Annotated in this window: 1 protein-coding gene; it reads right to left on the bottom strand. The window is 65.4% G+C overall.

Translation table 11 applies throughout. The features are described 5' to 3' along the window. Positions 1 to 214, bottom strand: a 214-nt coding sequence (locus tag A3728_RS14345; protein ID WP_443069434.1) for an oxidoreductase, incomplete at both ends; no start/stop codon positions are given.

Here is a 214-nt window from a genome sequence, read left to right as displayed (position 1 = left end):
CAGCAGATAGCCATTGGCCCCGTGCACCTCGACCCCGTCGAAGCCCGCTTTCTTCGCCATTTCGGCGGCGTGCACGTAGTCAGCGACCACGCGGGGCATCTCTTCGGTTCGCAGTGCACGCGGCTCCGATGTCGGCTCGAATCCATTTGCGGTGAAGGTCTTTACATCGGCGGCAATGGCCGAGGGCGCGACCGGGGCATTGCCCTCGGGCTGC

This window comes from Sulfitobacter sp. HI0040, from assembly GCF_001634885.1.
Taxonomy (GTDB): Bacteria; Pseudomonadota; Alphaproteobacteria; order Rhodobacterales; family Rhodobacteraceae; genus Sulfitobacter.
This window is presented reverse-complemented; position numbering and strand designations above follow the sequence as displayed.